Raw genomic sequence first — 6740 nt, 5'->3', positions numbered from 1 at the left:
CACGCGCGCGTGGAGGGCCTTCGCGCATGCGGCACCAGGACGGCGCGCAGGCGAGGGCGCCGGGCGGCCCTCCGCAAGTGGCGGTGCGCAAGGGACCCTGAGGCCGCCGCGGGCACGCGTCAGGTGAAGCGGCGCACCGCCGAAGGCGTCACCACCGCCTGCACCGGCCGGTCGTGCGGCTCCTCCGGCACGCGTTCGACGACCTCGAAGTCGTACAGCAGGACCACGAGCGCGGGGTGCGCGTCCGCCCGCTCCAGGCGGGCCAGGACGCGGTCGTAGGAGCCGCCGCCGCGCCCCAGCCGCATCCCGCGGCCGTCGACGGCGAGACCGGGCAGAAGGACGACGTCGGCGGCCGTCACGGCGTCCGGGCCGAGGCGCTGACCGGCCGGCTCGAGCAGCGCCATCTTCCCGCCGTGCCGCACGCGCGCGAGGGAGCCCTCCCCGGCGTAGGCGCCCCAGTCCAGGTCGTTGTCGGGCAGCAGGGCGGGCAGCAGTACGCTCACCCCCCGCGCGCTGAGCGCGTCGAGCAGCGCGAGGGTGCCCGGCTCGGTGCCCACGGAGACGTAGGCGGCCACCGTGCGCGCCCGCGCCAGCTCGGGCAGCTCGAGCGCGCGCCGGGCCAGCGCCGAGGCCGCCTGCCGCACCTCGTCCGCGGTCAGTCTGTTCCTCGCCGCGAGGAACTCCCGCCGCACCGTCCGCTTGGCGGGCTCCGTGGTCCGTCCGATCTCACCCAAGGCCGTATCCCCACCTTCCTCGAGCGCCCGAGCGCTCCGTCCCAGTGTTTCGTGTGCCGCTGTGCCGGTCCTGTGCCGCTCTTGTGCGAGCCAATAAACCGGAGGCCCGGAGCCCGCGCAAAGGCACCGGACGAGGCGGATATGGTTGCGGGCATGAGTCAGTCGCACCCCCGGATCAGCAAGGCCGTCATTCCCGCAGCAGGCCTGGGCACCCGGTTCCTGCCGGCCACCAAGGCCACTCCCAAGGAGATGCTGCCGGTCGTGGACAAGCCGGCGATCCAGTACGTGGTCGAGGAGGCCGTCTCCGCGGGCCTCGACGACGTCCTCATGGTGACGGGCCGCAACAAGCGCCCCCTCGAGGACCACTTCGACCGCAACTACGAGCTGGAATCGGCCCTTGAGAAGAAGGGCGACGCCGAGCGGCTCGCCAAGGTGCAGGAGTCCAGCGACCTCGCGATGATCCACTACGTCCGCCAGGGCGACCCCAAGGGTCTGGGTCACGCGGTGCTCTGCGCTGCTCCGCACGTCGGCCACGAGCCGTTCGCCGTCCTGCTCGGCGACGACCTGATCGACCCGCGCGACCCGCTGCTGCAGCGGATGATCGAGGTGCAGGAGACCTACGGCGGCAGTGTCGTCGCCCTCATGGAGGTCGCCCCCGAGCAGATCCACCTCTACGGGTGCGCGGCCGTGGAGGCCACCGCCGACAGCGACGTCGTCCAGGTGACCGGCCTGGTCGAGAAGCCGGACGCGGCGGACGCCCCCTCGAACTACGCGATCATCGGCCGTTACGTCCTCGACCCGCACATCTTCGACATACTGCGCAAGACCCAGCCGGGCCGCGGTGGCGAGATCCAGCTCACCGACGCCCTGCAGCAGCTCGCCGAGGACGAGAAGGTCGGCGGCCCGGTGCACGGCGTCGTCTTCAAGGGCCGCCGCTACGACACCGGCGATCGCGGCGACTACCTGCGTGCCATTGTCAGGCTCGCGTGCGAACGTGAGGACCTGGGCCCCGACTTCAGGGCCTGGCTTCAGCGTTACGTGGCCGAGGAGATGTGACGAGGTTGAGCAGCGCCGGGCACCACACCACGGAATCCGACCGCCTGTGGTCGGTGGACGAGCACCTGGAGGACGTCCTCACCACCATCCGCCCCCTGGAGCCCATCGAGCTGCACCTGCTCGACGCCCAGGGCTGCGTGCTGGTCGAGGACGTCACGGTGCCGCTGTCGCTGCCGCCGTTCGACAACAGCTCCATGGACGGGTACGCGGTGCGCGTCGCGGACGTCTCGGGCGCGAGCGAGGAGTTCCCGGCCGCGCTGGAGGTCGTCGGGGACGTCGCCGCGGGCGCGGCCGACCCGGTCCACGTGGGCCCCGGCCAGGCCGCCCGCATCATGACCGGCGCCCCGCTGCCGCCCGGCGCCGAGACGGTCGTGCCCGTGGAGTGGACCGACGGCGGGCTCGGCGAGGGCCCGGTCGGCGGGATGCGCGCCCGCAGCCTGTCCCCGGAGGGCGCCACCGGCCAGGTGCGCGTGTACCGGCCGGCCGAGGCACGCGCGCACGTGCGCGCCAGGGGCAGCGACGTGAAGGCCGGCGACTTCGCCCTGAAGGCGGGCACGGTCCTCGGGCCGCCGCAGATCGCGCTGCTCGCCGCGATCGGCCGCGGCACGGTCCGGGCGCGTCCGCGTCCGCGCGTGGTGGTGCTGTCCACCGGCAGCGAGCTCGTCCAGCCCGACGAGCAGCTGGGCAACGGCCAGATCTACGACTCCAACAGCTTCGCCCTGACCGCGGCGGCCCGGGACGCCGGTGCCATCGCCTACCGGGTGGGCGCCGTCGCCGACGACGCCGACGTCCTGCGGTCCACCATCGAGGACCAGCTCGTCCGCGCCGACCTGATGGTCACCACCGGCGGGGTGAGCGTCGGGGCGTACGACGTGGTCAAGGAGGCGCTGTCGCACGTCGGCGACGAGGACGTGCCGGGCGGCGGTGTGGAGTTCCGCAAGCTCGCCATGCAGCCCGGAAAGCCCCAGGGCTTCGGCACCATCGGCCCCGAGCACACCCCGCTGCTGGCGCTGCCCGGCAACCCGGTGTCGTCGTACGTGTCCTTCGAGCTGTTCGTCCGCCCCGCGATCCGCACCCTGATGGGCCTTCAGGACGTCCACCGGCCGACGGCCCGGGCGACCCTGGCGGCCGAGAAGGCACTCAGCTCGCCGAAGGGGCGCAGGCAGTTCCTGCGCGGGACGTACGCCGAGGGCGAGGTGTCCCCGGTCGGGGGCACCGGCTCCCACCTGATCGCCGCCCTCGCACAGGCCGACGCCCTCATCGTCGTCCCCGAGGACGTCGAGTCCGTGGCGCCCGGCGACGAGGTCGAGGTGGTCCTCCTCGGCTGACCGGCGCTGGTTGGCGGTACCGTGTCGCGCACAGCAGGCCCGCGCAACCGCACCGCGCCGGGCCCGGACCGGGAGCGTCACAGAGCATGACTACGCCTTCCCGGGGGGAGACCCCCGGATCTTCTGCGCACAGCCGCGCACAGGACGTCGCGCAGGACCGTGTGCAGGACGTCGCGCAGGACCGACTGACGCACATCGACGACGCGGGCGCCGCCCGCATGGTCGATGTGTCCGGCAAGGACGTGACCGCGCGCACCGCCCGCGCCAGCGGCCGCGTCCTCGTCTCGCCGCGCGTGGTGGAGCTGCTGCGTGGCGAGGGCGTCCCCAAGGGCGACGCCCTCGCCACCGCCCGGATCGCCGGAATCATGGGTGCCAAGCGCACCCCGGACCTCATTCCGCTGTGCCACCCGTTGTCCGTGTCGGGTGTGAAACTGGACCTGTCGGTCGCGGACGACGCCGTGGAGATCACGGCCACCGTGAAGACGACGGACCGCACGGGCGTCGAGATGGAGGCGCTCACCGCGGTCTCCGTCGCCGCGCTCACCGTGATCGACATGGTCAAGGCGGTCGACAAGGGGGCGGTCATCACGGACGTGCGGGTGGAGGAGAAGTCGGGCGGCAAGTCGGGCGACTGGAGCCGGTCATGACGCTGGACGCAGCGGCCGGGGGCGGCGCACTGCTCGCGCCGTACAGCGCCCTGGTGGTCACCGCGTCCAACCGGGCCGCCGCCGGGGTCTACGAGGACAAGGGCGGCCCGCTGATCGCCGACGGCCTGAAGCGGTTCGGCTTCGCCGTGGACGGCCCGCGGGTCGTGCCGGACGGCGACCCGGTGGAGGCCGAGCTGCGCGCCGCCGTCGAGGCCGGGTACGACGTCGTGGTCACCACCGGCGGCACGGGTGTCTCGCCCACCGACCGCACTCCCGAGGTCACCCGCCGGGTGATCGACTACGAGGTGCCGGGCATTGCGGAGGCCATCCGGGCGTTCGGAAGGGAGAAGGTGCCGACCGCGGCGCTCTCCCGGGGCCTGGCCGGGGTGGCCGGGCGGACGCTGATCGTCAACCTGCCGGGCTCGACCGGCGGGGTGAGGGACGGACTGGCCGTGCTGGAGCCGCTGTTGGCGCACGCCGTCGACCAGCTGCGAGGCGGCGACCATCCCGGACCCGGTGCCGGCAGTGGGGGTGCGAGCTGAACAGCCCATCCTGGCCCGTCGTGCTCGCGGAGGGCGATGTCGTCCTCCGGCCGATAAAGCTGCGCGACCAGCGGGCCTGGCGCGAGGTGAACCGGCGCAACCGGGAGTGGCTCCGGCCGTGGGAGGCGACCATTCCGCCGCCCACGCCCAGCGGACCGATAGCGCATCGGCCGACCTACCGCCAGATGGTTCGGCACCTGCGCTCCGAGGCCAACGCGGGCCGGATGCTGCCCTTCGTCATCGAGTACCAGGGGCGCCTGGTCGGGCAGTTGACGGTAGCCGGAATCACCTGGGGCTCGATGTGCTCGGGTCACATCGGCTACTGGGTGGACGAGGCGGTGGCCGGGCGGGGGGTGATGCCGACGGCCGTGGCGCTCGTCGTGGACCACTGTTTCCGCATCGTCGGACTGCACCGCATCGAGGTCTGCATTCGCCCCGAGAACGGGCCGAGCCGCCGGGTCGTGGAGAAACTCGGATTCCGCGAGGAGGGCCTCAGGCCGCGTTATCTGCACATCGACGGGGCCTGGCGGGATCACATGGTCTTCGCGCTCACCGCGGAAGAGGTGCCTGAAGGGCTGCTGAGCCGCTGGCGCCGGACGCGCCCGCGCAACCCGCAGAACGCCCGGCAGAACAGCGAGTAGGCCCGGCGGGACGACGAGTGGACCCCCGCAGAACAGCGAGGGGAAGGCCGGACGGAACAGCGAGCGGAACAGCGGGAAGAACACCGGGCGGGACGCCGAGGGGAATCCGCCGGACCCGGAAATTGAATAGATGTTCGAAAATGATCGACCGGCGACCGTCCGGGTGGCATTGAATTCACGGGCCTGACGGCCCGCTGATCGCATCGGTCACAAAAAAAGTTCGAAATATCAGCCAGATCGTGCGACACACCGGCTCAATTGGCGGATGGCCTCACGCAAACCCCTCTACCGTGTGAGGCGTGAGCAGCAGCGGCCTCATCTACGCAGTCATTGTCGGGGCCTGGGCCGCCTACTTGGTGCCCATGTGGCTCCGTAGGCAGGACGAGCTGAACGAGGCCCGTCCGACGGAACGCTTCAGCACCGCCATCCGGCTGTTGTCCGGACGGGCGGGTATGGAGCGCCGGTACGCCAGGGACCTCAGGGCGCGCTCCGCCGAGGAGGGGGAGTCCAGCGCCGTGAAACCGGACGCCGTCACCGACTCGGTGGACGTCCGGGCCTTCGCCGTACCCCCGGCCAGGGCGAAGGAACCCGAGCAGCCCCAGGAGCGGGACCGGCGCGACCGTCCAGGTGTGCCGGCGGCGCGGTCGACGCCGCCGAAGACCACGCCGGCATCCGCGTCCGCACCGGCGCCGGCCTCCCCGTCAGCACCGGCAACCCCCTCCGCGCCCAAGCCGGCGTCCGCCGCCGCGCCCGCGCGGAAGCGGGTCCCCGCGGCCGGGCGTGCGCCCGGCGCGGAGGCGGCCGCGGCACGCGCCCGGCGCTCGAAGGTTCTCGCACGCCGTCGGCGCACCACCGTCGTCCTCTTCCTCGCCTTCACCCTGGGCGCGATCGTCGCCGCGGTGGGAGGGCTCGCCTTCCTGTGGGCGCCCGCGGCACCCGCCGTGCTGCTCAGCGGGTACATCGCGTACCTGCGCGTCCAGGAGCGCCGCCGCTTCGCCTACCAGATGGACCGGCGCCGCGCCGAGGCCGCCGCGCAGCGGCTGCGGGAGAGCCGGCGCCCGCAGCGCCGGCGCCCGTCCCTGGAGGAGGACGCGGACGAGCCGGAGGCCGGATGTGAGTCGGAGACGGATCCGGGACTGTCCGCGCTCGCCGCGGACCGGCGTGCCCTGGTCGAGCAGACCGACCACGCGGAGTGGCTGGACCAGCAGCGCGAGCGCCGGCGGCGCCCCGGTCACGGCGACAGCTGGGACCCGGTGCCCGTCCCGCTGCCCACGTACGTGACCGCACCGGTCGCCCCGCGGGCCAGCTCCGACGTGGACCTCGGCGCACCGGACTCCTGGAGCTCTGCGCGCTCGTCCTCCGCCGTGCCGGAGCAGGACGCGGCCCCGGCCGCCGAGGAACCCCCGGCGGCCGGGGAGGACCGTCCGGCCGCCGACGGCCGCAGCGACGCCCGCCGCGCCGCCTCGGCCCGCCGCTCCCGCGAGCGCGGCCGCACCCCGCTGTTCGACCAGTACGAGGACGGCGACCGGCCGCGCGCGGTCAACGAGTAGGGCACGGGCCCCGCGGGCACCGCCCCGCTGACTCCACCGGAGGTTCGGCGGAGCCCCACCCCCTGACCAGCCCGGGAACGGATTTCCAACCACCCGGACGGGGATGCTAGAGTTTCACTCGTTGCAAGGGCCTGTGGCGCAGTCCGGTAGCGCACCTCGTTCGCATCGAGGGGGCCAGGGGTTCAAATCCCCTCAGGTCCACGCAGCTCAGAGCCCCGGTCGGTGATCACCGACCGGGGCTC

The 6740-nt window shown here is 73.2% G+C and carries 7 protein-coding genes and 1 tRNA gene; 7 read left to right on the top strand and 1 reads right to left on the bottom strand.

Going from position 1 to position 6740, the window contains the following annotated elements; genetic code table 11:
• Positions 1 to 119: 119 nt before the first annotated feature.
• On the bottom strand, positions 120 to 734 hold the full coding sequence (locus tag BZY54_RS46290) for a 5-formyltetrahydrofolate cyclo-ligase (protein WP_086731331.1): 615 nt from the start codon (positions 732 to 734) through the stop codon (positions 120 to 122).
• A 153-nt stretch (positions 735 to 887) separates the two neighbouring features.
• Between BZY54_RS46290 and galU the strand changes: the two genes are divergently transcribed.
• The 7 genes from galU to BZY54_RS46255 all read left to right on the top strand — a co-directional run bounded on the left by galU (position 888) and on the right by BZY54_RS46255 (position 6699).
• Entirely contained in the window at positions 888 to 1790 is a 903-nt protein-coding gene (gene galU / locus BZY54_RS46285) for a UTP--glucose-1-phosphate uridylyltransferase GalU (RefSeq protein ID WP_086731332.1), read from the top strand.
• Between the two features lie 5 nt (positions 1791 to 1795).
• A complete protein-coding gene (glp, locus tag BZY54_RS46280) occupies positions 1796 to 3118 on the top strand; it encodes a molybdotransferase-like divisome protein Glp (RefSeq protein ID WP_086731330.1) in 1323 nt (440 codons plus the stop codon).
• A gap of 86 nt (positions 3119 to 3204) precedes the next feature.
• The gene (gene moaC, locus BZY54_RS46275) at positions 3205 to 3765 is read left to right on the top strand and encodes a cyclic pyranopterin monophosphate synthase MoaC (RefSeq protein ID WP_167414189.1); all 561 of its coding nucleotides are present in this window, start codon (positions 3205 to 3207) and stop codon (positions 3763 to 3765) included.
• A complete protein-coding gene (locus BZY54_RS46270; RefSeq protein ID WP_086731328.1) occupies positions 3762 to 4307 on the top strand; it encodes a MogA/MoaB family molybdenum cofactor biosynthesis protein in 546 nt (181 codons plus the stop codon). The genes moaC and BZY54_RS46270 overlap by 4 nt, the downstream gene beginning before the upstream one ends.
• A 20-nt stretch (positions 4308 to 4327) precedes the next feature.
• Positions 4328 to 4948: a GNAT family N-acetyltransferase gene (locus BZY54_RS46265; RefSeq protein ID WP_208640970.1), complete on the top strand. Its 621-nt coding sequence runs from the start codon at positions 4328 to 4330 to the stop codon at positions 4946 to 4948.
• A gap of 299 nt (positions 4949 to 5247) precedes the next feature.
• Positions 5248 to 6498, top strand: a complete 1251-nt coding sequence (gene sepX / locus BZY54_RS46260; protein ID WP_086731326.1) for a divisome protein SepX/GlpR — start codon at positions 5248 to 5250, stop codon at positions 6496 to 6498.
• Positions 6499 to 6625: 127 nt separating this feature from the next.
• Positions 6626 to 6699, top strand: a tRNA-Ala gene (locus tag BZY54_RS46255).
• Positions 6700 to 6740: the final 41 nt, after the last annotated feature.

The sequence above is a fragment of the Streptomyces carpinensis genome, assembly GCF_002154505.1.
Lineage (GTDB): Bacteria > Actinomycetota > Actinomycetes > Streptomycetales > Streptomycetaceae > Streptomyces > Streptomyces carpinensis.
The sequence above is the reverse complement of the archived record's forward strand: the minus strand, read 5'-3'. Positions and strand labels throughout refer to the sequence as shown.